The sequence below is a fragment of the Mycoplasmopsis sturni DSM 22021 genome, from assembly GCF_000701485.1.
Taxonomy (GTDB): Bacteria; Bacillota_I; Bacilli_A; order Mycoplasmatales; family Metamycoplasmataceae; genus Mycoplasmopsis; species Mycoplasmopsis sturni.
The window spans coordinates 274,363-301,141 of the sequence record NZ_KL370785.1; the positions used below are offsets into that span (position 1 = coordinate 274,363).

Annotated in this window: 25 protein-coding genes; 8 read left to right on the top strand and 17 right to left on the bottom strand. The window is 29.4% G+C overall.

Features of this window, described 5'->3' with window-relative positions; translation table 4 throughout:
- Positions 1–3: 3 nt before the first annotated feature.
- Genes Q349_RS02630 through Q349_RS02645 form a run of 4 tightly spaced genes read right to left on the bottom strand, consistent with a single transcriptional unit; the run spans position 4 to position 5,010 of the window.
- On the bottom strand, positions 4–2,169 hold the full coding sequence (locus Q349_RS02630; RefSeq protein ID WP_036464810.1) for a phenylalanine--tRNA ligase subunit beta: 2,166 nt from the start codon (positions 2,167–2,169) through the stop codon (positions 4–6).
- Positions 2,169–2,846 carry a uracil-DNA glycosylase gene (locus tag Q349_RS02635; RefSeq protein ID WP_036464812.1) on the bottom strand — a complete coding sequence of 226 codons (678 nt, stop codon included), beginning with the start codon at positions 2,844–2,846 and terminating at the stop codon, positions 2,169–2,171. Before Q349_RS02635 ends, Q349_RS02630 begins: the two co-directional genes overlap by 1 nt.
- Positions 2,836–3,789, bottom strand: coding sequence for a phenylalanine--tRNA ligase subunit alpha (gene pheS / locus Q349_RS02640; protein ID WP_036464813.1), 954 nt, complete (start codon positions 3,787–3,789; stop codon positions 2,836–2,838). Before pheS ends, Q349_RS02635 begins: the two co-directional genes overlap by 11 nt.
- Positions 3,790–3,804: 15 nt before the next feature.
- Positions 3,805–5,010: a replication-associated recombination protein A gene (locus tag Q349_RS02645; protein WP_036464814.1), complete on the bottom strand. Its 1,206-nt coding sequence runs from the start codon at positions 5,008–5,010 to the stop codon at positions 3,805–3,807.
- 217 nt (positions 5,011–5,227) lie between these two features.
- Between Q349_RS02645 and Q349_RS02650 the strand changes: the two genes are divergently transcribed.
- Positions 5,228–5,695: a Sua5/YciO/YrdC/YwlC family protein gene (locus Q349_RS02650; protein WP_036464815.1), complete on the top strand. Its 468-nt coding sequence runs from the start codon at positions 5,228–5,230 to the stop codon at positions 5,693–5,695.
- 35 nt (positions 5,696–5,730) lie between these two features.
- Here the strand turns inward: Q349_RS02650 and Q349_RS02655 are convergent, their stop codons facing one another.
- The gene (locus Q349_RS02655; protein ID WP_051616780.1) at positions 5,731–7,125 is read right to left on the bottom strand and encodes a phospholipase D-like domain-containing protein; all 1,395 of its coding nucleotides are present in this window, start codon (positions 7,123–7,125) and stop codon (positions 5,731–5,733) included.
- Positions 7,126–7,514: 389 nt separating this feature from the next.
- Here Q349_RS02655 and Q349_RS03450 point away from each other — a divergent pair, with 389 nt between their 5' ends.
- Genes Q349_RS03450 through rpsR form a run of 4 tightly spaced genes read left to right on the top strand, consistent with a single transcriptional unit; the run spans position 7,515 to position 9,019 of the window.
- The gene (locus Q349_RS03450) at positions 7,515–7,757 is read left to right on the top strand and encodes a hypothetical protein (RefSeq protein WP_220094694.1); all 243 of its coding nucleotides are present in this window, start codon (positions 7,515–7,517) and stop codon (positions 7,755–7,757) included.
- A 55-nt stretch (positions 7,758–7,812) separates the two neighbouring features.
- Positions 7,813–8,217, top strand: a complete 405-nt coding sequence (gene rpsF / locus Q349_RS02665) for a 30S ribosomal protein S6 (protein WP_036464819.1) — start codon at positions 7,813–7,815, stop codon at positions 8,215–8,217.
- Positions 8,218–8,231: 14 nt separating this feature from the next.
- Positions 8,232–8,744 (top strand): single-stranded DNA-binding protein, encoded by a 513-nt coding sequence (locus Q349_RS03310; protein ID WP_051616782.1) that lies wholly within the window; start codon positions 8,232–8,234, stop codon positions 8,742–8,744.
- 8 nt (positions 8,745–8,752) lie between these two features.
- Positions 8,753–9,019, top strand: a complete 267-nt coding sequence (gene rpsR, locus Q349_RS02675) for a 30S ribosomal protein S18 (RefSeq protein WP_036464820.1) — start codon at positions 8,753–8,755, stop codon at positions 9,017–9,019.
- Positions 9,020–9,037: 18 nt separating this feature from the next.
- On the opposite strand, the gene Q349_RS02680 is transcribed toward rpsR, so the two are convergent.
- A complete protein-coding gene (locus tag Q349_RS02680) occupies positions 9,038–10,180 on the bottom strand; it encodes a hypothetical protein (protein ID WP_169734567.1) in 1,143 nt (380 codons plus the stop codon).
- A gap of 605 nt (positions 10,181–10,785) precedes the next feature.
- Positions 10,786–11,766 carry an aspartate--ammonia ligase gene (locus Q349_RS02685; RefSeq protein WP_036464823.1) on the bottom strand — a complete coding sequence of 327 codons (981 nt, stop codon included), beginning with the start codon at positions 11,764–11,766 and terminating at the stop codon, positions 10,786–10,788.
- Positions 11,767–12,119: 353 nt separating this feature from the next.
- Between Q349_RS02685 and Q349_RS02690 the strand changes: the two genes are divergently transcribed.
- Positions 12,120–13,073: a LacI family DNA-binding transcriptional regulator gene (locus Q349_RS02690; RefSeq protein WP_036464825.1), complete on the top strand. Its 954-nt coding sequence runs from the start codon at positions 12,120–12,122 to the stop codon at positions 13,071–13,073.
- A gap of 24 nt (positions 13,074–13,097) precedes the next feature.
- Here the strand turns inward: Q349_RS02690 and Q349_RS02695 are convergent, their stop codons facing one another.
- Both Q349_RS02695 and Q349_RS03475 read right to left on the bottom strand, forming a co-directional pair.
- Entirely contained in the window at positions 13,098–14,123 is a 1,026-nt protein-coding gene (locus Q349_RS02695; protein WP_036464826.1) for a TMEM164 family acyltransferase, read from the bottom strand.
- Between the two features lie 35 nt (positions 14,124–14,158).
- Entirely contained in the window at positions 14,159–14,281 is a 123-nt protein-coding gene (locus Q349_RS03475) for a hypothetical protein (RefSeq protein WP_036464827.1), read from the bottom strand.
- Positions 14,282–14,399: 118 nt separating this feature from the next.
- Here Q349_RS03475 and ffh point away from each other — a divergent pair, with 118 nt between their 5' ends.
- Positions 14,400–15,761, top strand: coding sequence for a signal recognition particle protein (gene ffh / locus Q349_RS02705; protein WP_036464829.1), 1,362 nt, complete (start codon positions 14,400–14,402; stop codon positions 15,759–15,761).
- A gap of 62 nt (positions 15,762–15,823) precedes the next feature.
- Here ffh and argS read toward each other — a convergent pair whose 3' ends face one another.
- From argS to Q349_RS02740, 8 genes are all read right to left on the bottom strand, one after another.
- Entirely contained in the window at positions 15,824–17,506 is a 1,683-nt protein-coding gene (argS, locus tag Q349_RS02710; protein ID WP_051616784.1) for an arginine--tRNA ligase, read from the bottom strand.
- Between the two features lie 110 nt (positions 17,507–17,616).
- Positions 17,617–18,012: a hypothetical protein gene (locus tag Q349_RS03315; RefSeq protein WP_051616787.1), complete on the bottom strand. Its 396-nt coding sequence runs from the start codon at positions 18,010–18,012 to the stop codon at positions 17,617–17,619.
- A 74-nt stretch (positions 18,013–18,086) separates the two neighbouring features.
- On the bottom strand, positions 18,087–19,118 hold the full coding sequence (locus tag Q349_RS03320) for an amino acid permease (protein ID WP_220094695.1): 1,032 nt from the start codon (positions 19,116–19,118) through the stop codon (positions 18,087–18,089).
- A gap of 247 nt (positions 19,119–19,365) precedes the next feature.
- The gene (locus tag Q349_RS03480) at positions 19,366–19,866 is read right to left on the bottom strand and encodes an arginine deiminase family protein (RefSeq protein ID WP_169734569.1); all 501 of its coding nucleotides are present in this window, start codon (positions 19,864–19,866) and stop codon (positions 19,366–19,368) included.
- A 173-nt stretch (positions 19,867–20,039) separates the two neighbouring features.
- Complete coding sequence (locus tag Q349_RS03485; protein ID WP_036464830.1) at positions 20,040–20,645, bottom strand: arginine deiminase family protein; 606 nt, start codon at positions 20,643–20,645, stop codon at positions 20,040–20,042.
- 187 nt (positions 20,646–20,832) lie between these two features.
- Positions 20,833–22,020 (bottom strand): elongation factor Tu, encoded by a 1,188-nt coding sequence (gene tuf / locus Q349_RS02730; RefSeq protein WP_036464832.1) that lies wholly within the window; start codon positions 22,018–22,020, stop codon positions 20,833–20,835.
- A gap of 177 nt (positions 22,021–22,197) precedes the next feature.
- The gene (locus tag Q349_RS02735; protein WP_036464833.1) at positions 22,198–23,220 is read right to left on the bottom strand and encodes a hypothetical protein; all 1,023 of its coding nucleotides are present in this window, start codon (positions 23,218–23,220) and stop codon (positions 22,198–22,200) included.
- A gap of 118 nt (positions 23,221–23,338) precedes the next feature.
- Complete coding sequence (locus Q349_RS02740; protein ID WP_036464835.1) at positions 23,339–24,484, bottom strand: trigger factor-related chaperone; 1,146 nt, start codon at positions 24,482–24,484, stop codon at positions 23,339–23,341.
- A 76-nt stretch (positions 24,485–24,560) separates the two neighbouring features.
- Here Q349_RS02740 and ligA point away from each other — a divergent pair, with 76 nt between their 5' ends.
- Positions 24,561–26,762 carry an NAD-dependent DNA ligase LigA gene (gene ligA / locus Q349_RS02745; protein WP_036464837.1) on the top strand — a complete coding sequence of 734 codons (2,202 nt, stop codon included), beginning with the start codon at positions 24,561–24,563 and terminating at the stop codon, positions 26,760–26,762.
- Positions 26,763–26,779: the final 17 nt, after the last annotated feature.

Below are 26,779 nucleotides of genomic sequence, written 5' to 3' on the forward strand. Positions count from 1 at the left end.
TACTTATTTGTTGTAAATTTTATCTAGTTTTTCAATTTGTTCATCTTCACCTGAGATTCTTAAAGTAACAAAACGGGTATTAGTTATTTGCTTATAAAAATCGTCAATTTGTTTGATACTAAACACTTGTGCTTGAGATTTAATTTGCTCAATTCTAGCGGCAATATGCTCATTAACTTGTAGCTCAAAAGTTAAATCTAAAACCTTAAGAGGATTTGGGTTTTCTGGCGAGAATTTAATTGATTTTTTATCTTTTAAATTATCAATAAATTCAGCAAATAAAGTTCCACTTGGATCTAATGATGGGTGAAGTTTTCCGATTCAACCGACCATCTTTCCTTGGTAAAGGATTTTTGCTGATGTGTTATAGTGAATATCTTTATTATCTACAAAAGGCACCAATTTTACATCTAAATTAACCAAATCAAGAATATCTTGAGCAAAAGTTTTAAAATCCTTGGTTGTGGTTGCAAAACCATTAACAATAATGTTATTGTTAATCATTCCTTTTTCAAAGAGATTTAGATCAAAAATTTTCTTTTTGGCGTTATTTTCTACAACCTCTAAAAGTGATGTTACTATTGAATTTCTTATTACTTCTCGTTCTTTGGAAACAAAAGTAGCTAATGTAACAGATTTATCAAAGTTAAAAGGATTAAAGTTGGCTTTTTCTTGAGAAACTAAGGTAAAGGTCCGAGTTTCAAAATATCCTTTTGAAGCAGCTAAATTTTTAAAAATATCTCTTGGTTGGGTTAGAATTGGACGGTTTTTATATGGTGCAGGCTTGAAGTTATCATATGAATAAAATCTAAAAATTTCTTCAATAATACCCGCAAAATTATCAACATCATAACGATAATTAGGTACTAAAACAATATCTTTATTAAATTCAAATCCTAAATGGCTAAGTTGTTTTTTAGCAACTTCAAATTCAGACATATCTAAATTTCCGCTATATAAGTCAAAAGTTTTTTGATCTCACTTAATTTCTTTTTTAGTAAGCTGATCAACTTCATTAATAATATTTGAATATTCTAAATCATTAGCTTGGCTTTGTAAATACTGCATTCCAGTTAAAGCAACTTCTTTTGAAATAACTCTAGAACCTTGTGCAGCTGAATTTGACATTAATTTAATCTCTTTTGCTGAGTGTCTTACTAATTTTGGATCAAAAATACCTATTTCAAAAAGAAGATTTTCAGTATCTGCGCTAACTTTCGTTGCTTCTAGACCCATCGAACAAGCAATTGAAATTGGACGTTTTTGGTCTTTGTCCTCAATAACTAAAACATCATTAACTTCAACTTCTTTTTGCCCTAAAATCTCTAATTTTCCTGAATATAAATTATCTCCAAGATTATTTGAAAGAACATCCTTATTGTAAACATGAGCAGGGGCTCCAGTTTCAAGTAGACATAAATTGGTTAAATTAATTGCTCAGCAATGTTTTGCATCAATATTATGTTTTGCTAGCAATAAACGATCTTCTAAGTTTGTTTGTTTTTGGCCTTTTACTTCTAAAAACATCAATCCTTGTGATTTAAGATCCTTAACTTTTACTTGTGATTGAAAACTAGCTTTAATTTGATTTTTAGGTAAAGCTAATTCGGTTTGATAATATGCAGCAAGTTCTTTTGCAATAACAAAATATGAATTAGCGTCATTTCTATTAGCTGTAGTACTTAGATCGATTATAAAATCATTAAGACCTAATTTTACATGCGGATCGTCTTCAAGGGTTGCAAAATCATCTTCAAAAAAGACAAGATCATCAACTGGGCTTAAATTTTCTCAAGCATAACCAATTTCGCTTCAAGAAGCAAACATTCCTTGTGATTCTACACCACGAAGTTTGACATTTTTAAAAACTTGATCTCCATTTGAAGAGCCAGCGACATAACAAATAGTCATTTTGCCAACTTCTAAAGCTTTTGAAGTAGTTTGTATCGTTAAAATGCCATCTTTAGTTTGAACTTTAGCAACAGTTAATTTATCTGAATTAGGGTTTGGATAAATCTCTAAAACCTTAGCAAAAACAACTCCTTTAGCATCGCTAAAAGGATAAAAATCTTCAACTTCAAACCCTAATTTATTAAGAGCAATCGTTACCGATTGATCTAATTTAATCTTTGGTAAATATTCATTTAAATGATTAAGAGACAAAAGCATTATTTATCCTCCTTTGATGGTTTTGATGGTAAAGATCAATTAATCGGGGTCTTCTTTTGCTCTTCAAGCATTTCATTGATTTTAAGAAATAGATGTGAGTTTTCAAAACCTTTTTTATATGATAATGGGCTTGGGTGAGATGATTCAATTAAATATTTAGGCTTAATACTTAATTTTGAAACAAACTTTTGAGCTTTCTTACCAAGTGCCACCACCACAACATTTGGATTTTTACTTAGAATTTCTAAACAAATAATTTGGGTAAATTTATCTCAACCAATATGTTCATGAGCAAGAGGTTGTTTAATAACACCAGTTAGATATATATTCATCAACAAAACACCTTGCTTAGCTCATTGCTCAAGTGAATTAGTTTCTAAAATTGCATTTGGATAATCTTTTTTGACTTCTTTGAAAATATTGCGAAGCGAAGCTGGTGCTTTATCTAATTTGGTTGAAAAAGCAAGCCCATCAGCTACGTTTTCACCAGGATAAGGATCTTGACCTAAAATAATTACTTTGGTATCTTTAACTTGAAAATATTCAAATGGACGAAAAATTTCAGTTTGATGAGGGGTTGTTTCAAATTGTGAGTTTTGTCTTAATCCTTCAATGATTTGTTCAAAATATGGTTTTTTACCTTCACTTTGTAAAATTTCTAAAAAACTATCTTTCATATTTAAATTGCTCCATAACTCTAAGATCATTACGATAAAGATCTCTAATATCTGTAAATCCGTATTTAATCATTGTAATTCTTTCAATCCCGATTCCGGCTGCAAATCCATTGTATTGCTCGGTAAAGCCCGCCATACTTAAAACATTTGGATGTAACATTCCAGCCCCTAAAATCTCAATTCAACGACCTTTATAGAAAACATCAACTTCAACACTTGGTTCTGTAAAAGGAAAATACGATGGCCGAAGACGAATTTCAACTTCTTCTTCTAAAACATAACTTAAAAGTGATTTTAAAGTTCAAATTAAATTAGGGAAACTCACTTGTCCAACAGAAACAAAATCTACTTGAGTAAATTGGTGAGAGTGAGTAGCATCATCTTCATCATTACGATAAACTTTTCCAATAGCAAATGTTGAAACTTCTTTATTGGCGTTTTCTTCAAGCACCATGGCCGTAATTCCAGTGTTGTGAGTTCTGAGTAAAGTCGTCGCATTTAAATAAAGCGAATCGTGCATTGTCCTTGCTGGATGATCAGCAGGAATATTAAGGCGTTCAAAATTATAAAGATCTGAAACAATTTCCCCTGATTGTTGTTCATAGTAACCATGTTGATAGAATCAATCTCTTAATCGATTTTCGATAATAGAAATAGGATTTAATGCCCCTTGCGAAGTAATTGGTTCAGTTACATCTATAAATTCGCTTTCCAATTTTGCTTGAACTTCTAATTGCTTAATTTGGCTTTCGGCTTCTTCAAAAAAAGCTTGGTATTGATTTTTTAATTTTGTAATTTCTTGTCCAATTATTTTTTTCTCTTCTTTGGGTGCTGATTTTAACTTAGCAGTTAATAAAGCAATTTCTCCTTCGTTTCCGTAAATTAAATTTTTTGCTTTCTTAAGATCCTCAAGAGTCTTAAAATCTTTTAATTTAAATTCCATATTCTTCTCCTTTGCCTAATTCTTATTTTTAATTTTACTTCAATATTTTTGGTATTTTATTTCATTATCATTTGCTTGAAAGTCAAAAAACCGAATATCTTGAATTTCATCTGGCAAGTATTGTTGTGACACTCAATGATTATCAAAATCATGCGGGTATTGATAATTAATTCCATTACCTAATTTTTTTGCTGAATTATAATGGGAATCTTTGAGATGTTTAGGTATTTCAAAAACATTACCTTGATCAATCAAATCGCTAGCTTTTTTCATTGCTAAATAAACTGAATTAGATTTGGGCGCTATGGCCAATTCAACTAAAGCATTGGATATAGCAAGCATACCCTCTGGTAAACCTAATCACTCAAATACTTCAATAGCATTTTTAACTTTAATAGCTACAAGTGGATTAGCCAATCCCACATCTTCATATGCTGAAGCTAACATTCGACGAAACAAACCATCAAAATCACCGCTTTTAACAATTAAAGTACCATAATATAAGGTTGCATCAATATCCGAACCTCGAATTGACTTATGCAATGCTGATAAAAAATCATAGTGAAAGTCGCCATTACGATCCGAATGAAATTGAATATTAGGTACAATTGCCTTTAAATGCTCCTTTGTAATATTTTGCTCATCAATAAGAGATAAAAGTTGCAAATTATTCAAGGCAGCACGGAAATCTCCGCCACAAAAGTTACAAAACTCTCTCAATAACAAGTCACTAATATTGATTTTTGGAAAATGTTCTTTAATTATTTGCTTTAATTTATTAAAAATCTCTTCTTGTTTGAGTTTATAAAACTGTAGAATCTGCATTCTGCTTCTTAGTGCCGGATTAACCCTAAAATAAGGATTTTCGGTAGTTGTAGAATAAACAACAATTTTATCAAATTCAATATATGAAAGTAAAATATCTTGCTTGTCTTTATTTAAACGGTGGATTTCATCAATAATGATTAAATCCTTTTTTTCTAAAATATCAACCATTTTTTGTTTAGAATCAATTGCAGAATTAAAATAACCATATTCAAGTCCTAATTCATTTGCAAGCACAATAGCAGAAGAAGTTTTTCCCGTTCCTGGAGGCCCATAAAATAAAAAACTTGTTTTGAGCCCTAAGGAAACAACTTTTTGAAACAATTTTTTCAAATGATGCTGACCGATAATATCATCTACTTTTTGAGGTCTTAAAGTATTAGCAAGATTTTTCATAGTATTTTAAAATTATACTTAAATTTTAAACTAGTTTTTAGTTTCTAAAATAAAGAGTTAATTAATTCTTAATAAAATAAACTTTTTCAATAACTTAACGATAAATAAATATAAGACTTTATACTTATTTATTTCAATAAAATTATTTATTACTTTTTTTAATAATTGTCACTAAAGCTGATAAACTTTGAGCTATTTTAAGTGGTAAAATTATTTTATGTCTTACGATTTTAGTAATATTTATATTTTTTCTACTGATACTGTTAATGGAATAGGTGGAAAAGTCTCGGATTTGGACACTTTAGAAAAACTTTATTACTTAAAAAAACGTCCATTGGAAAAAAAGATTATGATTTTAGTAGGTTCGCTTGAACAAGCACAAAAATTTCCGCAATGGACCAATAAAGCAACAACAATAGCACTAAAATATTGGCCAGGTCCGTATTCAATTATTGTTAATAATCAGGGTTTTAGAATGCCAAATAATGCTCAATTATGCGAATTTCTAATTAAAAACGGTCCTATGTACACTACGAGTTTAAATATTTCAGGAAGCGATCCAATCCAATTAAAAGATGCTTCGAACTTTTTTCCTGAGGTAAAAAATATTCTTGATTTTGGTCAGCCAAAAGGTATTCCAAGCACAATTATTAATTTAGATACAAATGAAATAATCAAAAGATAAGCTCCGAAGTTTTTCGGAGCTTATTTATTAATTTATTAAATTATTGGTTTTGCTCAATCATAAAAGAATTTGGTTACTTTACTAGGTTCTTGCGAGTAAGTAGGGTGGTCATTTATATCAATTGATATCTTGTGATATTGATCAATAATTTGACGGATATATTTAATGCTGGTTCCACTAAAAATATCCATGCTTTCATATTGAGAAAACATACTTCTAGAGTCCATGTTATTTGAACCTGTTCAAGCAATTTTACCATCTACAAGACCAATTTTTGAGTGAACAAAAACATCAGAACAAATGCGAATATTTAGACCGTAAACTTGTAATTCTTTTAATTGAGATAAACTAATACTATGAACAATTTTCTTATCAGGAAGCCCCGAAAAATAAATCGTTATATTAACACCGCTTTTAAGTGCAACAATAATTGAATTTTTTAGTGATTCAGTGATTGAAAAATAAGGAGTGACAATTTCAATTGTATCTTGAGCTGAACCAAATAATTTAATTCAATATAATTCTGCTTCTGAATGCGGAGTATTTGGGGTATCAAAAACAGAAATAACATCATTTTCGAAATTATTTAAATCATAATAAAAATCAAAAAAGAGATATTTTTCAATTTTTGGCACTTCTTTTTTGGTAACAACATGTCATGTCTTTAAAAAATTTAAAGTATAACGATTAACGATAGGACCAACCAAACGGTAATTAAGGTCGATTCAATGTCCAAATTGTGGAGATAAAGAAATATATTCATCTGAAATATTACTTCCGCCTGTATAAACAATTTTAGAATCTATAATAAAAATTTTTTGATGATTACGGCTAAAACTTTTTGCATTAATAAATGGATAATAAATTTTTCCTAAAATAGAGTATTCTAAACCGAATTTTTTTAATCCGCGAATTCTTCCTTTAGCTCAAGTAGTTCCACCAAAATCATCAATAATTCACTTGACTTTAACACCTTCTTCTAATTTTTGTTTCAGTAAGCTATAAAGATGATCAAAAATCTCACTTTTACGGACAATATATGAAACAATAAAAATACTTTCTCGTGCTTGCTGGATTTGTTCAAACAAATCCTCATAATAATAATGTCCTTCTTGAAAAAACTTAATATCAGCTGGATAATAATTATTCCCTTCAATGTGCGCTAATTGATTAATAACTTTTGAAGCTCTTTCTGAAGATTTTACAATTCCTTTTTGCTCGTAAAAATCAAGCTTATATTTGTGATCTTCATCTAATTTATTTGCTAATTTATTCTTATAAATAAGGCCAAAAGTCAGGAAAATAATGTGACCAATAATAGGCAGAATAATAACCAAGAATAATCATTGTAATTTTTTATGATCATTACGATTTTGTGCGTACAAAATGATAACAACAATAAAGTTGTGAATATAAAGACCAATAAACACAAATCAAATATAGTCCTTACTTATTGAATATGATAGAAAAACCATAGCAATAATGAAAGCTATAATTCCGATAAGTTGCAAGAGTAAAACAAGGTACTTAATCCAATTGAATCCACGTTTTTTCATAGTTATAATTTTACCGAAATTAACAAGTAAAAACGATATAATTTTTTTATATTATGTTAAATAAAGTCTTCTTAATTGGATATATTAGTAGCCCGATCTTTTACACTCAAACATTCAAAAAAGTTGATACAGTAGTTTTTAAATTAAACACTAAAGATAGGAAAAATAATCAATTTTGCTATCTAATAGCTTGGGATAATATTGCTCGCTATATTCGAGAAAAATTAACCTACGGTAGTTTTATTGTTGTTGAAGGTTCGCTAATGGATTCGAAATATTATGGGGGATGAAACAATAATTATGCCCCAAATATGCTGGTAAAAATCGAACAAATAGAAGCATATTCTTTTCGTAAAAATTACTCTATACGCCCTATTTTCGTTAATATTCCAATTTTAGACTCTGAATTTCATGATCATATTGAAAATCATTTTTACAATAAACCCAAAAGCGATCAATTTTTTGATATTCCAGATCGTCATTTTGATAAAAATGGTAAAATATAAAGGAGTATTTATATACTCCTTGGCTGTATAGCCCTGATGACCATAAGGAGAAGACATGTCAAAATACGAAATTATGATGATTGTTGATCCTAAAGCTGATATTGCAATTGCTGAAAAACTTCTTAAAGAAGTTTTCGGTAAAGGTGTTCAAAAAGCTGAAAAGCTTGAAAGAACAGATTTAGCTTACGAAATCAACAAATCAAAACAAGCTCAATACTTACTTGCTGAAATTACTTCACCTAGTGATTTAATTGCTGAATTTACTCGTAAAGCAAATATCTTAAAAGAAATTTGAAGATTTTTAGTAATCAATTTAGATACAGAAAAAGGATTCGGAAAAGAATTCAAAGTTCTTGGAAGAAAAAAAACTGATGCTCGTCCAGGAAAAAAAGAAGAAGCAACAGAAGAACCTAAAAAACGTGCACCAAGAGTTAAAAAAGAAACCAAAACACAAGAATAGTTAGGAATTAATTTATGTTTAATAAAGTTTTGTTAATTGGTCGCATTGCTAATGATTTTGAAATTCGTAAAAGTAGTCGCGGAGAATCTTATACAAATTTTAATATAGCTATTAACGATCGAAGTAAGTCTAATCCTTCAACAGTGTATATACGTTGTGTTGCATTTAGACAAACTGCCGATTATATGAATAATTATCTATCAAAAGGCGCACTTGTGCATATTGAAGGTTCACTCAACACAAGTGAATACACCGATCAAAACGGAATAAGAAGAACAAATACTGATGTTATTGTTAATTCATTAATATCATTAGAAACTCGCACTAAAAGAGAAGGGCAAGCAAGTTATAATCAAAACAATTATAATAACTACACTAATAACTCTTCTACAACAATGAATGAAGAGCCTAAAATTCCTCTGCAAAGCCCTGAGCAATATCAATCATACAACCAAAATCAAAACGATAATATTCCAATCGAAGAATCACCTGTTAGCGACATTTTCGGTGACGGTGAATGAAATTAGGAGAAACTATGGCTTTTAATAAAAAACGTAAAAAAGGTTTTAATTCAAGAAAAAAATATTGTGATTTCTGTTCAGAAAAGGTAACTTACATTGATTACAAAAATACTGATACATTAGCAAAATTTGTTTCAGCTACTGGACAAATTAAACCTAAAGCAAATACAGGTACATGTGCTAAACATCAGAGAAAATTAGCAACAGCAATTAAAAGAGCAAGATTTATGGCTTTAATGCCTTACACAGTTGTTAGAGTTCGTGTACAAAAACAAGCTTAATAACATGTTATAAAGCACTTAGGTGCTTTTTATTTCATCAAAATACCAAAAATAATACAAAAAAGCAAGAATTAATCTTCTTGCTTTTTTGTTATTAGAAAGATCATTAAGTAATGATTGATATTGATCCAGTAAGACTGATATATCTCTTTTAATGTGCAGTGGCATTGAAGAGTATAGTCTGATAAATTGTTTACTATTGGTTCAACTAAATAAAGCAATTAAATCATTAACTTGTGGCATCAAAGCTTCTGAATTATCAATTTGAAAACTTTGTAAAATTTGATTTTTGTGAGCAATATTTTCTAGAAATAACGAATTTGATTTAATTAAATTTCGGTAACTACTAAACATTTTTAAAATAGAAACCGTTGCAACAATTCCAACCACGTCTCAAAAACTACCTTCAACCACGCTTTTGTAAATTTTGGTATTTTCAGGAATATCAGTTTGAATGTGATATGAAATTCACATTGCAAGCATTACTGTAAAAAATGCAAACGTAGTATAAAGAAAGATATTAAAAAAATTAGAAAAACGAAATTCAACTTTAGTTTTAGATTGAAAATGCTGAATAATTTGCCTTTGAACATCCGCAATTTTGTCAATTTTTGCTTGTTCATCATGAATTCTTTTGACTAAGTCAAAAGCAAGAGCTTGGTGATTAAAATATAAACGACGCAGATCTTTTTTACTCCAAATTGAAACCACTTCAGAAACCGTAACTAAATTATAAAAATTCAATAGGTATTCTTTGTACTCTTTATTTTCAAACTCATGAACATATTTTTTTACTTTTGATTTACCAACAAAATACAACGAATAATAATAAATGCCACTTCAAAATAAAAAAAGAAAAATCAAAATGGTTGTAGAAATTCAAAGTAATTCCACAAATAATAAAACACCAGAAAAAATATCATGGTGATCCATAAAATCAAAAATATATTCAAACAAAACTAAAGCGACCATCATCAACATCATTATGCAAAACTTAAAAAAGGCTATCAAAAATAAATGATGTGTTGCTTTAAGGTCGTAAACTCGGTTTTTTAAAAAGAAGTCATTTAATTTTGCAGCATCCTTGATAAAAATTAACCTAAATAGACTAAATTTTTGAAACGAATGATTTGAATTAAAATTAAAAATTTTTTTAAGCATGAGATTATTATAAGACAATTTTGTCAAACCTAAAAATAAGAAATCTTAAGATATTTAAACGCTACTAAAAAACTTGAAATGCCATTTAAACATTTCAAGTTTTTTAAAAAATAACATAACTCTTAATTATTTTCAATATTTGGATTTGAGTTCATTTCTTTTATGTTTTTCTTTGCACAAGAAAAAATCATAATATGAGCAATAAAAGCACAAATAGGTATAAAAAAACCAATAACTAAAAGAATAAAAGAAATTTCGTACTCATTTTTTATGTTTTTAATATCATTAACATTAATTATAAGTAAGATATTAATCACAAAACGAGCAATTTAAACCATAACAAAGATAATAATAGCAAAAATAGCAAAAACTCCCAAAGCAGAAGCTTGAATAACTTTTGCCCCTATTGCAGAATACATATCACTGAAATTTACCCCTAATAAAGTTAAACAAATAATAAAAAATATAAAAAAGAGAATATTAGAACTAAAAAGTATAATTTGGGCTAATGAATAACTTTTTAAAAGATTAATTTTTCTAAATAAATTTTCCATATTGAAAAATTATATCAATATACCGAAAAAGATTAACTACTAATTATTGGTTTATAAAAGCTCGATTCCTTCTGCTTTGCATTTAGCAAGTGTCTTTTCATCTCATGTTGAAACTTGAACCTCACCAATGTGTTTCTTTTCAAGTAAAAGCATCGAAAGACGGCTTTGACCAATCCCACCACCAATTGTGAATGGAAGTTCTTCGGTTAAAATTTGTTGGTGATATTCACCTAAAAGATTTTCATTAATGTTAAGTAATACTTTCTGCTCGGTCATTGCTTTTGCATCAACTCTAATCCCCATTGAAGAAACTTCAAGCGCGGCATCATTTTGCTTATCATAAAAGATTAAATCACCATTTAAATTTCAATCATCATAATCAAAAGCTCTTTTTGATTGTGGCAATCCATCTGGCAAGTTATGCCCAACTTGAATAACAAAAAATGCTTTTACTTCTTTAGCAAATTCATTTTCTCTTTCTTCGGCAGTTAAATTTGGATATTTACTATAGAGTTCACTTGAAGTAATAAAAGTAATTTCTTCAGGAAAATCATAAGTAAGTTGAGGAAAATCAAGAACAAGTTCTCTTTTTACAAATTTAATTGATTCATAAATCTTTTTTACTGTTTCTTTGAGAAAGTCTAAATTACGATCTTTTTTATCAATAATCATTTCTCAATCTCATTGATCAACATAATAAGAATGTTTATAGTCTAAATTTTCTTCACGACGAATCGCATTCATGTCAGTATATAATCCTGTATGTAATCCGAATTGATATTTTTTAAGTGCCATTCTCTTTCATTTTGCTAATGAATGCACAATTTCATGTTGCTCATTAATATTTTTAGGAAAGAAAGAAACTGGAGTTTCTCCATTTAAACCATCATTTATTTTGGTATCACTTTTAACAAATAAAGGTGCAGAAACCCTTGTTAAATGTAATCTTTTGTGAAGTTGCTTAGTAAAATCAAACTTCAAATCTTGAATTGCTTGTTGTGTCTGGTGAATGTTTAAAACTGATTTGTACATATTTATTTCCCCTTTGTTTTTTAGTAAAGCATTTAAGCAAAATATAAAAATAAATATTAAATAATTTCAATTAATTTTACACTTTTTGAACGGTTATTTATTTTAATTTTGTCAAAAATCATCAATATTCTTTATTTAAAGAAAAACGAAATATAAAGAAGAAAAAATATTTTTACTTTTTATTTTTGTGTTATAATTTTATCGATGCTTGTTATTAAAACAAGGTTGAGACACGTAAAGTGTCGCTGCTTGAGATATAACCCTCCTTTCACACTAATAATTGTGCCTAAAAGGCACTTTTTTTATTTTTTACTAAATATGAAAACTTTTCACATTTAAGGTATAATTTACATATGAATAAAAAAAGAGATACTTATAAAGACATAGCAAGACTGGCAAAAGTTTCAATCTCAACAGTAAGTCGTTATTTTAGACGTGGTTATGTTTCAGAACAAACTAAAAAGAAAATTAGAGATGTTGTTGAGTTACTTAATTACTACCCAAATCATGGTGCAACCTTGATTCGTGGTAAAGATCCGTCAGTTTTTGTAATTATGCCTGCTTGAAATCAAAATCCATATGCATCTATTGTTAACGGGATTGTTTCAGCAAGTAAATTACACGATAAAAGAGTTAACGTTATTTATACAAGCGAAGGAACAAACGAATACATCGAAACAATTAAATACATCTTATCTTGAAATGCTACTTCAATTGTTATTTTTACACCTAATAACGATCAAAAACTCTTTGAATTCCTTAGAACTATCGAAGAAGATGTTTCAATTGTAATTTATGAACATCAAGTTCACGGATTAAATTGAATCAAAATTGATGAAACATCAGCTTTTAATGCTCTTACTAAAGAATTTAACAAACATATTCGCGATAGTCACAAAAAAATCTTATTTTTAAATGATGCTAAGTTAAACGAAACACAGACTAATGATCGCTATTCAGGATTCTTGCTAGCTTGCCGCGAAGCAAACATTGAGCACCAATTCTACACAACAACTTTTAAAAACGCTAAATTTGTCAGTGATTTTATAACATATACTCGCAAAAATAATATTTCTAATATTGTTTGCTCTACACACGAAGCATATATTTCACTTGCAGTACTTGGTGATACAAACTTGCGTCTTACTGACATTGGATATCAATCAATTTATGATAGAATTCGAAACTATAAAGCTAAAGTCTTTATTGACTATCCTGCAATTGGGGTTGAAATTGAAACCATGTTGAGAAATCACGAAATTAAAAAAACTCCAATCAATAAACTTATAAAAGTCAAAATTCTATAATAAAATCTCCATGCATATGGAGATTTATTTTTTTAAGATTTGTTTATATCAAAAACTTGAAAGAGAAAACTTAAAATCTAAATATGATTCATAAAAATAATCAACCTTAGCGCTAAAACGGAAAATAATTCTAAGGCCGCCTTTAAATTGAAAGATAATTGCATCTTGATAAAGATAAATCACTGTTGAAAGATATATATAAAGAATAGCCAATAGATATTCTCAAAGTAAAATATTAGGTCATCTTCCGATAATAGGAGCAAATTGTTGAAGTAAAGGAACAGTTGCATAACCTAAATAAAAGTAATTGCTCTTTCATTCTAGTTTAGCATACTGGTTAGTTAAAAAATTAACAACAAAAAAGAATGTAATTAAACCAAGAAAAATACCTAATGTTACATTTAAATCTTTAAAACTTCACTTGAATGGAAACAAGATTCCCAAAACAAATGGCGCTAAAAGAACAAATATATGCGCTAAAAAATAATCATAGAAAAAGTAATTTTTTCAGGTAAAGTTCATAATGTTTTCACCATGAACTAAAATAACGTTTTTAATAACATCAAAATCCGCACCATTATAAAAATATAAAACTCTAAGTTCAGGTATACTTAATGCCATCATAGCACCTAATACAGAAGGCATTGCTAGATATTTTACTCATTGAAGTTTTTTTAGCATTAAAATGAGCCCAAATCCAACAAGCATTAAACGACAATAATGAAGCGGAAGTGCTTCTCACATATTGGGAAAGTTAGTTCCAATTAGTAAAATCGAGCGTAATAATACACAAATTAAAACAATTACTCCGCTTAGTTGAATTAAAAAGTTATGTTTTTTAGTTCTTAATAGATATTGATTATGATAATTATAACCAATTGGTCTTTTATAAATTCACAATACCAAAACACTAAGAAAACTAAGAATAATTAAGGTTCATTTTAAAATATTTGAAACCCAAAAATCATGTGAATCTAAAGAAAAAATACTTAAATCCCCATGATATGCTACACTTGGAGATGTATTGCCAAATCACGTTCAAAAACTCATTTTGATTTCTCCAGAAAATAAAAAAACAATTATTACTAATTGTTTTGTGCTTCTGCTTCTCTAGCAGCTCTTCTTTTTGCTCTAGCTAATTCAAGTGCTAATTTGTGAGCTCTTTTTTCTGCACGTTCTTTGTTTTTTCTTCTAACAATTTTACGCATAATATGTCCTTTTAATTTTAATTGATATGTTTTTGTTTTAAAAAATTATAAAAATCTTTTAGTATGTATATTTTAACAAAAAAAACCATTTTTTATACTTTTAAGTATAATTTAAATTATGACTAGTTTTTTAGAAAAAAGATTACAAAAAAGTTTGGCAAAAATGTCAAAAAAAACACAACTTAAAGAAGAAGATATTCTTGAAGTAATTCGTGATGTTAAAATGTCGCTTCTTGAAGCTGACGTTAATCTTAAAGTTGTTAAAGAATTTACAAATAAAGTAAAAGAACAAGCACTGAAAGATGGCGAAGTTATTGGTAAATTAAACTCATCACAAACCATGATTAAAATTTTCCACCAAGAACTAATTCATATTTTAGGTGATAAAGTTCAAGAAATTAAAATCGATAAAAAACCTTATGTAATTATGATGGTTGGATTACAAGGATCCGGAAAAACTACAGCCACTGCAAAATTAGCATATTATCTAAGAAAGAAAAAATATGTTCAAAATCCTCTTGTAGTAGCTGCTGATATTTATCGTCCAGCAGCTGTAGATCAGCTTGTTACTCTTGCTAAAAGCATTACTGTCGGATACTTTGAACAAGGAACAGATAAACCAGTAGTGGAAATTGTACAAAAGGCTTTAGAATACGCTAAAGAAAATAATCATGATTTAATTTTAATTGATACCGCCGGACGCTTGTCAATTGATGAAAAATTAATGCAAGAACTTAAAGATGTTAAAAAAGTATCTCATCCGAATGAAATTTTCTTTGTTGCAGATGCTCTTTCAGGTCAAGATATCATTAACGTTGCTTCTACCTTTCATGAAAATTTAAAATTAACTGGAACAATTATTACTAAATTAGACTCTGATGCTCGTGGTGGGGCTGCTTTATCATTAAGACAAGTATTAAATTTACCAATTCGTTTTATTGGTACTGGCGAAAAAGTATCTAACCTAGATTTATTCTATCCTGACCGTATGGCAGATAGAATTTTAGGAATGGGTGATGTTCTTAGTTTGATTGAAAAAGTTCAAGATACCATCGATGAAGATAAGGCTATGAACATGATGGAAAGAATGTTTACTGGCCAATTTAACTTAAATGATCTTTTAGAACAAATTAAACAAGTACAAAAACTTGGGAAGTTTTCAAAAATTCTCAAAATGTTGCCTGGAAACATAGCATCCAAGGTAAAAGAACAAGATCTTGAAAAAGCTGAACACAAGTTACATGTATACCAAATTCTTATGTCATCAATGACTGCACAAGAGCGCAATAATCCTAAATTACTTAAAAATGCCAATAGAAAAGAGAGAATTCTTAAAGGTAGCGGAAGAAGCGCCCAAGAGTATAACAAATTAATTAATGAATTTGAAATGATGTCCAAAAGACTCAATGATATGAGAACCAAATTAAAAAACGGAAGTTTTGGTGGCGGTGACTTAGGTGGTCTTGGAGGATTATTTTAAAGAATGTTAAGCACAAAAAAGACACAATTAATGTGTCTTTTTTATTTAATACAAAAATATTTTTACATGCTCTCAGGAGCTGACACCCCAATTAAATTTAAACCTGTTTGAAGAACTTTCTTAGTTGCTAAGGTAAGGGTTAAAAGTTGTGTCTCTAATTCTGAACCAATAATTTTATGTTCAGAATAAAAACTATTATAAAGACTGGCTAAATTAATTAAATATGTCGTCATAAGTTGTACCTTTTGAGTGGTTGCGATGGTTTTAATTAATTCAGGAAATAAATCTAATTGTAAAATTAATTTTCTCATTTTGGGATAATTTGCAAAGTTAGCGTTTCAATTAAGTTTAAAAGCTTTAGCTTTTTCTAAAACCGAACATGCTCTTGAATGTGCGTATTGAACCGAAAAAACAGGATTGCTTTGATCAGCAGAATTGCTTTTATCAATATCAAAATCAAATTTAGTATTAGCATCACGAGTTAGCATCATAAAACGAACCGCATCTTTTGAAGAAGCTTCAAGTAAATCAGCTAAAGTAACACTTGTTCCGGCGCGTTTTGACATCTTAAACTCGCTTCCGTTTTTAATTAAACGAACAAGTTGAACAACAAGAACTTGCATAATATCCTTTGGGTACCCTAAACATTCTAAAGCAATACTCATTCTAGCAACATAACCAGAGTGATCTGCTCCTCAAATATTAATAAGTTTTGAAGAATTACTAATTTTTTGTAAGTGATAAGCAATATCAGGAGTAAAGTAAGTTCTAGTTCCGTCGCTTTTAATTAAAACACGATCCTTATCATCGCCAAATTCAGTAGTTTTTAAGAAAGTGGCACCATCTTTTTGATACGTATATTGACTTAATTTTGCAAGCGTTTTTTCAATTTGTCCGCTTTTAGTTACTGCTAATTCTGAACTAAATAAGTCAAATTCAACACCAAAATCTTTTAAATCCGATTCGATTTTCTTAAGTAATGTTGATACACAAATATCTCTAAACTCGCTATATTGAGCTTCAAAGTTTGTTAAAAAACGATCTTGATATTGATTTTTGATTTGCTCAGCAAGCCAAACAATATCTAAACCACGATAGCATTCTTCAGGCATTTCCATTTTAATGTTATAAAGTTCATTGTATCTTACTCTTGCAGAAGCTACTAAATTGTCAATTTGATTTCCGGCATCATTAACATAATATTCAGCAGTGACTTTATACCCAAAGTATCGCATAATTTTAATTAAAGAATCTCCAATAGCTGCACCACGTGCATGTCCTACGTGTAAAAAACCAGTTGGGTTAGCCGAAACATATTCGACATTAATTGGTTTTTCATCTTTTTTTGGAAGATATTGGTTTGAACCATATGGATGCGTTGAATTTAAAACATTACTAATAACTAGTGAAAAAGCAACATCACTAAAGGCCATGTTAATAAATCCTGGTTGAGCAATATCAACATATTTAAAAAGCTTTTGGTTTTCATAAGTGGATTGCTGAAGATGTTTTTGAATAAATTCGGCAAGTTGCATTGGTGTGCTTTGTGAATGTTTCTTTAAGATAAAAGCTAAGTTGGTTGCATATTCATAATTTTTAGTGCTTTGGTTCCCTTGGTTAGGTTCATTCAAAATGAAAATAAGATCTTTAAATTCCAATGAACTTGAAACCAAATCTTCTTGTTGCATTAACTTAAAAATTTTTTCTAACTTAACTCTAATTAATTTATTTAATGTATAGCTCATAGTCCCCTTCTTTAATTAAATTATGTATGTATTTTAAATTTTAACACTTTTTAACTTTTTGAAAATGACACTGAAAAACAAAAAAGCAACATAAATGGTTGCTTTTTTGTTTATATTCTTGTGTAAGTTAATGGTTTCTTTTTCTTTACAAATCTTGAAAACAAACTAGGTAAAATCATAATAACAACAAAAGATATCAAAATAACGATCAACATTGTATTAGCAATAATTGCTTCTTTTTGTGCGCTAATACTGTCAAAACTATTGCTAGCAGTAATTGCAATAATAAGATCAGCAAATGGTTGAATCATACTTAAAAGCATTGAAGAGAAGACTAAAACAACCGCAATAATTCCAGAAGTGACAAAATATTTATTTTGAATAGTGGCAACTCTTTTAGTTTTTCGATTAATTAATCCACCAACAATTGATGTAGCAATAAATAAGAAAGCAATAACGGCACATCAGTTAGCCATCAAATCAGCAGAGAAATATGATCGAGCCATACTTGTTGATGAACTAATTTCATAAAATCCTTGATATTCTGAACCAGGAATATAAGTAAGAGCTCCAATAATGGTTAAAATAATAATAAAACCATAAGATAAAATGCCACAACAAATGAACCAACAATAGGTTTAAAATCATGAAGTTGACTTTGATATTTTTTAGGTACTCAAAATTCACCAACTTTAATAAGATCCTCGATAAATCTTGGGGCCCACATTGAAAATCCATTAATAATACCTAAAACACCAAAAGCAATACAAATATTCACCAGTCCAAATAATCAACTTAGTCGATGCGAATCTAATCAATCTCCAAAATTAAAGAATTTTCCGCCTTGAGTTCCAATTGACATTGAAATAGCAATTACAAGATAAATTAATGTAATAATTCCAAGACCAATGACAAGAGCAACGGGTAGTTTTTTAGGTTCTTTCATTTCTGATTTAACACCAGCAGTTACATAAAATCCATCAAAAGCAAAAAAGATCGCTGCTAATGATCCAAAAAGCCCAATTAGTGGTGAAATTTTAAAAAACGTAACTTCAGATGAAGGCGCTCTCCATATTTTAATTGAATCTAAATTTTCTGCTTTTCCAGTTTTTGACATCACAACAAAGCCAATCACGGCAGCTACCACTAAAGGGATAAATTTCACTGACAAAATAACAATATTATGTATATTCCCGATTTCACTAAATACACCGGGAATAAAAATAAATCATGTTGAAATAACCAATGAAATTAATGTTCAAATAATTCAATCATAATTAGTGCCAAAATTATTAATTAATCCAAAACCTCCTAAGCCATCTTGAAACGATAAAATTGCATAAAGAGGCATAAAGAAATAAGTAAGAGGTAAATAGATATACACCATAAAATTCTTGCACATTTTATAAATATGCTTAGAAGCAAAAGTTTGATTTCAACCGATCATTCAGAGATTATAGTTACTTCCACTTGAAATTTCTACTAATGCAAGCGCAAGAGCAATAACCGCTATAGCAGCGATAATTCAACTTATAATGACAAAAATTAAATTACCACCTGAATATTCTAAAACTCTTGCTGATTTAAAAAAAATCCTACTCCAATGCTTGATCCGATAACCATCAAGATCACTGAAATAAAACCAATTTTCTTAGTTGTAGAAGCTTTTTGGAATGATAAAACAATGTTTTTACCAATAAGTGGGCGATTTTGAACATGTAAAACTTGGTTTTTGGATTTTTTAAGTCAATTAATAAATCAAGTAAATAATTCACTTCTTCAGTGGTTAAATTAAGTGCAGAATCTAAACTGCTACCTTTTAAATTTAAAGGGATAAGTTTCTCCTTAAATATAAAATTTTATTTCAAATCTTCACTGATCAGAGGCATAGACACACATCTAGCAGAACCCATTCCTAGAGAAAGTTGATTTCCTCGGAATCCATATACTTTAACACCAGCTTCTTCAAGAGCCTTTTGTGTTTTGTGGTTACGATCATAACCAACTACTACTCCTGGACAAATTACTAAATAATTGGTTGCATCAAAATTAGTTTCAATATTAATATCAATGAAATTAGCATCTTTTCCAGCTACAGGAATAAGAATTGGCTCTTCATCAATAATTTCTAGAAGTAATTCTTTTAAATTTTTGTTAATTATTTTTTTACGAACCTTTCCTTGACTTAAGTCAAAGTATCAAATTTTAAGTAAAGAAATCATATTTGATGAATATAAAAACTTGCTTCTATCCACAATAGTCAATCAAGTATCTAAATGCATTAAATTAGGCATATGAGGAACATTAATTGCATAAATCCTTTTAAATGGTCCTTTTTGGAGAATTATTTCTTTTGCCATTTTTTCAATAGCTGCTAGTTTAGTGCGCTCTGATACCCCACAACAAGAGTATCTTCTCCATAAACAAAAACATCCCCACCCTCTAAGGTTAATGTTTTATATCGTCCGTTATGCGATACTTCTTCATCTGTTGGCTTAAAATATTTAATAGTGTCTTTATAAATTGGATGATGTTAAAAAATAAACTTGCTAAAAATAGTTTCTCTTTGTCTTACTGTGTATTTCATCAAATGCATTGTAATTCCGTTCCCTACTGAGGCAAACGGATCACGAGTAAAATAAAGATTAGGCATCGGATCACAAAGAAGTTTAACCGGGCCTTGAACTGCCAAATCGCTAGTTAGAATTCCACCAATCATGAAATTCACCATATCAATAACCGAATTTCTGCTTATGAGAAAACGTTTAACTTTCTGGCGTTCTGAACTTCCTAAAACTGGACTAGATTCATCCAAAAAAGTTTCAATAAATTCTTCACAAACCTCTCGTGAACTAGCTTCAAAAGTTTCTGCAACCAAATCTACTAATTCAATAACTTTAACTCCTTGATCTTTTAAAATTTTGGTAAACCGATCATGCTCTTTACGAGCAGTTTCTGGTTCAAGAACCGCCGAAAAAAGTAATTGTTCAAGTCGAAAAGGATCGATAAGTTCAATTTCTCTTCCTGGTCGGTGAACCAATACTTCTTTAAGAGTGCCGATTTCGCTAAAAACATTAATTGCATTTTTAAGCCTTGAGCTTGTATCAATCACTTTACGAGGCAAATCCAATAGAGACATAAATGTACTTCCCTTCGAAATAAATGTATATTTGTTTATACATAAAAATTATATTACTTTAGCATATAAGAATCATAAATGTGGAAAAAAGAGTCATATTTTAATGTCAAAATAAAGTTATTTTTGGTTTTTAAGGGTTTTTAAAAAAGAAAAATAGATCCTCACTAGAGAATCTATTTTTTTAATATTATTTAATAATTTTGGTTACTGATCCAGCACCAACAGTTCTTCCACCTTCACGGATAGAGAATTTGGTTCCTTCTTCAACAGCAATAGGAGCGATTAATTTAACTTTTAAGTTAACGTTTTCTCCTGGCATAACCATTTCACGTCCAGCTTCAAATTCAACTCCACCAGTTACGTCAGTTGTACGGAAGTAGAATTGAGGTTTGTAGTTTTTAAAGAATGGTGTGTGACGTCCACCTTCTTCTTTTTTAAGTACGTAAATTGCAGCTTCAAATTCTGTGTGAGGAATAATTGAACCTGGTTTAGCAAGAACTTGTCCACGTTCTACTTCTTCACGGTTTACACCACGAAGTAATAATCCAGCGTTGTCTCCAGCCATAGCTTCTTTAAGGTTTTTACGGAACATTTCGATTCCAGTAACAACAGTTTTTTTAGTAGGTTTAAGACCAACGATTTCAACTTCTTCGTTAAGTTGTAATTTTCCACGTTCTACACGACCTGTAGCAACAGTTCCACGTCCTGTAATTGTGAAAACGTCTTCAACAGCCATTAAGAATGGTTTTTCAAATTCTTTAACAGGAGTTTCAATGTATGAGTCTACTGCATTCATAAGTTCCATAATTTTTTCTTCGTATGCAGCATCTCCGTTAAGAGCTTTAAGAGCTGACCCACGGATAATTGGAGCGTTGTCTCCGTCAAATCCGTATTCTGAAAGAAGTGAACGAACTTCCATTTCAACAAGTTCGATCATTTCTTCTTCACCTTCAAGCATATCAACTTTGTTTAAGAAAACAACGATACGAGGAACACCAACTTGTTTTGAAAGAAGAATGTGTTCACGTGTTTGAGGCATAGGTCCATCTGTTGCAGCAACAACTAAGATAGCCCCGTCCATTTGAGCAGCCCCAGTAATCATGTTTTTAACGTAGTCAGCGTGACCTGGACAGTCAACGTGAGCATAGTGACGTTTTTCTGTTTGATATTCGATGTGAGCTGTGTTAATGGTAATTCCACGTGCTCTTTCTTCTGGTGCGTTGTCAATAGAAGCATAGTCACGAGCTTCTGAAAGACCTTTTTTAGATAAAACTGTAGCAATAGCAGCAGTTAAAGTAGTTTTTCCGTGGTCAACGTGTCCAATGGTACCAACGTTAACGTGTTCTTTACTACGATCAAAATCTAATTTTGCCATAATAATTTCCTTTCTAATTTATTTATAAACTATAAATGTATAATAATCGCTTGTTAAGCTTTAAAATGCGATTGTTTTAGCGCTAAAACCACCTAAGTCTAGCCTTTCAACTAGAACCCATCCGTTTGAAATTAGCACTTAAATTTTACCATAACTTAAATTTTTTCTATGCGTTTTTTATACATTAGCATCAGCAAGATTTGTCTTAGTTTCTCTAAGAGTAATTCCATTTTCTTGAGCGTTTTTCTTTAGTAAATTAGATAAATCTTCTTGGAATTTTCTAAAACGTTCAAAAATGGTGTCATTTTTATCGATTTGATATTGATTGATTTGACCAATTAAAGTATTTAATTGGTTTTTTAATGTTTCAATTAAACTAGTCATTTTGTGTTCTTCATCTAATTGAGTTAATTTTGCAATGATATTGTCAACGTTTGCTTTAGCAGCTAATAATTTTAGATTTAAATAAGCAGTGTAGATGATATTACCAAATGAGTGTGAGTGATGGTGTTCTTCTTCTGCTGTTTTATCGTCATGATCATGATGATGACCATCATTTAGCAGCGCATCAATTTGAGCATCTTTTTGTTCTTTATCATAGTAATTTACATCAAAATAAGTATTTGTAATAGCTTGATTCAAGTTATTTAAAGAATTATCAATAAAGGTTCTAGTTGGTTGACCATTTACTTCTCTTGAGTTCTGTTCAAGTGATTTAATATATGCACTTAATTCATTATCAGCATTGTCAAAAGGTGTAAAATCCATTGAACTGCTAATTTCTTTAACATCTTCTACAATATCATCAAGTTTATTAAATAAAATTTTTGAAAATTCAGGTAATGCTTCGTGAAATTTTGTTTTAGCTTGTGCTGCATCATTATCTAATTTGACGATAATTTGTTCTACAGTAGTTAAAATAGAACTTTCATTTCCTTTTACTTGATTAAGTAAATCAAAAATATCTCCATGAGCATTTTCTGATTTAATAAGTTCTTGAACTTGGGTTTTTGTCTCATTGTTTAATTGAATTAATTCTTGGGCTGATTGAATTTTGTTTCTTGTAATACTATCAATTGAATTATTATCTGAGCTAGTTGTTTTAGAATTTTGGCTTGGTTGGTTACAGCTAATAGCCGCTAGCGATACTATCGGTGCATTAATTAATGCTGTTACTATTAATAATTTTCATTTTTTCATAATCTCTCCTTATAAATATATTACTTTATAGCAATATGATTATATTACATTATTTTAACCAATTAAAATAAAAAAAGCAAGGAATTCCTTGCCTATATCAAAAAAGTCTTAGATTCAATTAGATTGAAATAATGAAATAATTTTTGTTGTTTTTATAAAACTCTGGATCATATTTACTAAGGTATACAAGTCCTAGTTTTTTAACTAAAATAGCATTTAATACAAGCGGAATTTGAATGTTTTTTTGTTCTTCTTCGTTCATAAAACTTAAAACAAATTGCATTTCCTTTTGAAATTCTTCATTTGAAATATCGAAATTAAAGTGTTTTTTAATAATAGTATGTCAAAGAAATTCGAAGATAGCTGAAAAAACCAATTGTTCCTTACTTAAGTTAGTTCCTACTGGCGGTTGACTAAATGAGTCTAAGTCGGCTTTAATTAATTCTTCAGGAATATCAATAAGATCTTTATTAATTTCCATTATTTGGTTTAAAATCGCATTTCCATAATTAAAGACTGCATCATTCATAACCTGCTCTTTTGTAGTTTTGTAAATATCAGCTTTAACATCTTCAAGATTTTTAAAGTTTTTACCAAGAATTAAGTGTGCATTTTGATCTGTAATTTGGTCTTCAACAAAGTAATATGCATCAACAATTTTTCCAACTAAACTTGGTCCATATTTTTCTAAACTAAATTCATCACCAATTTTTTTACCCACTACAAAGGAATTAAGTTCTTCGGTTTCTTTTTCGGATGATGCTAAAATCCTATATGTATGTTGGTTTTCTTTGTTATTCGTATCTTGTACCAAAACCGAGACTTCATCACCGGATTGGATTTTATCTTCGCGTTTAAATCTAAAGCGATATTTTTGAATAAATTCGGCCGTAAAACGCTTAATATCGTCTTCAAAGTTTGGTCTTGGCTTAATTGGTTCTGCTGGTTTGAAATCAAAATTAATTTGCTCTAAAGCATCAAAATAATAATATTTTGCATTAATTTGCAATTGATCAGGGTTATTAGTTAAAATTGTGGCAATAGGCTTAAGATACACACCTTCATTTTGTTGTAATAATTCTTGTCATTGTTTTTGTAAAATTTGATCCATAGCTAAATTGGCAGCAACATCAAGAATTTCTTTTTGACCAAATTTAAAATTAGGATCTTCTTTTTGACGTTGACTTAGTTGTTCCAAAGCTTTGTTTTGGTTTTGGATTCAATCTTGACCTTTAAAGTCAACTATTTTATATTCGAATTTCATGGTCACCTCTTTCTAAATGTATTTATATTTTACCAAATTCATATTAATTAAAATTACTTAAAGGTATAATTGAAACATGACTTTAAATGATAAAGAACAACTAGAAAAAATCAAAAAAAGAATGCAAGAATTAGCTGAGCAAATCAATCTTTGGGACTACCAATATTACGAACTAGATTTTCCTTCAGTATCTGATGCTCAATATGATTTAACCTACCAAGAATTAGTGGCTTTAGAAGAACAATACCCACAATTAATATCAACTAATAGCCCAACAAAAAAAGTCGGTAGCAAAAGTGCTTCTAATAAATTTAGCAAGTTTAAACACCTTAAACCAATGCTTTCTCTTGCTAAAGCCTACTCTTTAGATGATGTTAAAAAATTCATTAGTGATGGTTTAAAAAATACTCAACAAAAAGGCTTAACTTATAGTTTAGAACCTAAAATTGACGGTTTATCCATTTCACTTCATTATCAAGAAGGCCAACTTATTCGTGCCGTCACTCGCGGTGATGGGGTTGAAGGAGAAATTGTTACTGAAAATATCAGACAAATTAAAAATTTACCACAACAAATTAATTACCAAAAATCAATTGAAATTCGTGGAGAAGTATTTTTAAGTAAAAGTGATTACTTAAAAGCAAATCAAAGATTGCTTTTAGAACATGATTTAAAAAATAACTTAAAAACAATAGAAGAAATTGCTGCTCAAATTCAAAAAAACAACCCTTATAAAGAAAAATTAGAAAGTTTTATTACAAAACAAGAAAAACAAGATTTTGAAAATTTATCAGCTTTAGAAAATTGAGTAAATGAGGGAAAATCCTTAATTAACCAAAATAATTTTGTCTCGGTAAAACCTATTAATACACCTTTAAAACTTTTTGCTAACCCAAGAAATGCCGCTAGCGGAACTCTGCGTCAATTAAATGAAAAAATTGTTAAACAAAGAAATTTAAGCTACTTTGTTTATGAAATTGTCTCACCTGAAGAACATCATATTAGCACACAAATTCAGGCATTGGAATTTCTTAAAAACAATAATTTTAGTGTCAATCATTATACTTATCATGCTAAAGACGAAAATGATGTGATAAATCAAATTGAACTCTTTAAAGATATTAAGCCAAATTTAGATTATGATTGCGATGGCTTTGTTATTAAAATCAATGAAATGCAATACTGAAATAAACTAGGTTTTACTGCAAAGTTCCCCCGCTATGCAATTGCTTTTAAATATGAAACTGAAGAAGCTATTACTAAAGTTATAGGAATTACTGCTGAAGTGGGTCGTACAGGTAAGATTACATATGTTGCTAAACTATCTCCAGTTCAGCTCAATCAAACTACCGTATCTAATGCCACCTTACATAATTATCAATTCATTCAAGATTTAAATTTAAATGTCAATGATGAGGTTAAGGTTATTAAATCTGGAGAAATCATTCCTAAAGTTATTTCGGTAGTGAACAAAAACAGTAATGATATTTTTCCTAAGGTTCTACATTGTCCTTCTTGCAATAGCTTGTTAAAACAATTTAATAATCTTGTTGATCAATTTTGTATCAACGACCAATGTCCCGAAAAAGAAATTCGAAAAATTATTCATTTTGCTTCTCGAGATGCTTTAAATATTGTTGATTTAGGTGAAGAAAATATTAAGCTCTTTTACCAAAATAATTTGGTTAAAAATATCTTAGATATTTACAAACTCAAAGACCAAACACAAGCATTATTAAAATTACCTAAAATCGGACAAAAGAAAGTTCTCAAATTAATAGCAAGTATTGAAAAATCTAAAAACACTACATTAGCCAAGGCTATTTTTGGAATCGGAATCAAAGGAATCGGGATTTCTTTAGCAGAATTATTAACTGATAAAATCCAAAAATTAATGGATTTAACCCAAATTAATCTTGATGATTTAGTTCAAATAAACACCGTTGGTGAAACTCTTATTCAAAATATCAAAGATTTCATTAGCTCTGAAGATAATGTCAATTTGTTGTATCGATTAGACCAAATTCTAAACTACCAAACCAGAAACACAACCAATAAATTAGCTAATTTAAACTTTGTAATCACTGGAACTTTGTCTAAGTCACGTGATTATTTTAAAGAACTAATTATCCAAAACGGGGCCAAAGTTAGTTCGAGCATTTCTAAAAATACATCATATCTTTTAGCTGGTGCTGAAGCTGGAAGTAAGCTAGAAAAGGCTCAAAAAATAGGAGTTCAAGTCCTAAGTGAAGAAGAATTTTGAGAAATGATTAAATAAAAATACACCATAATTGT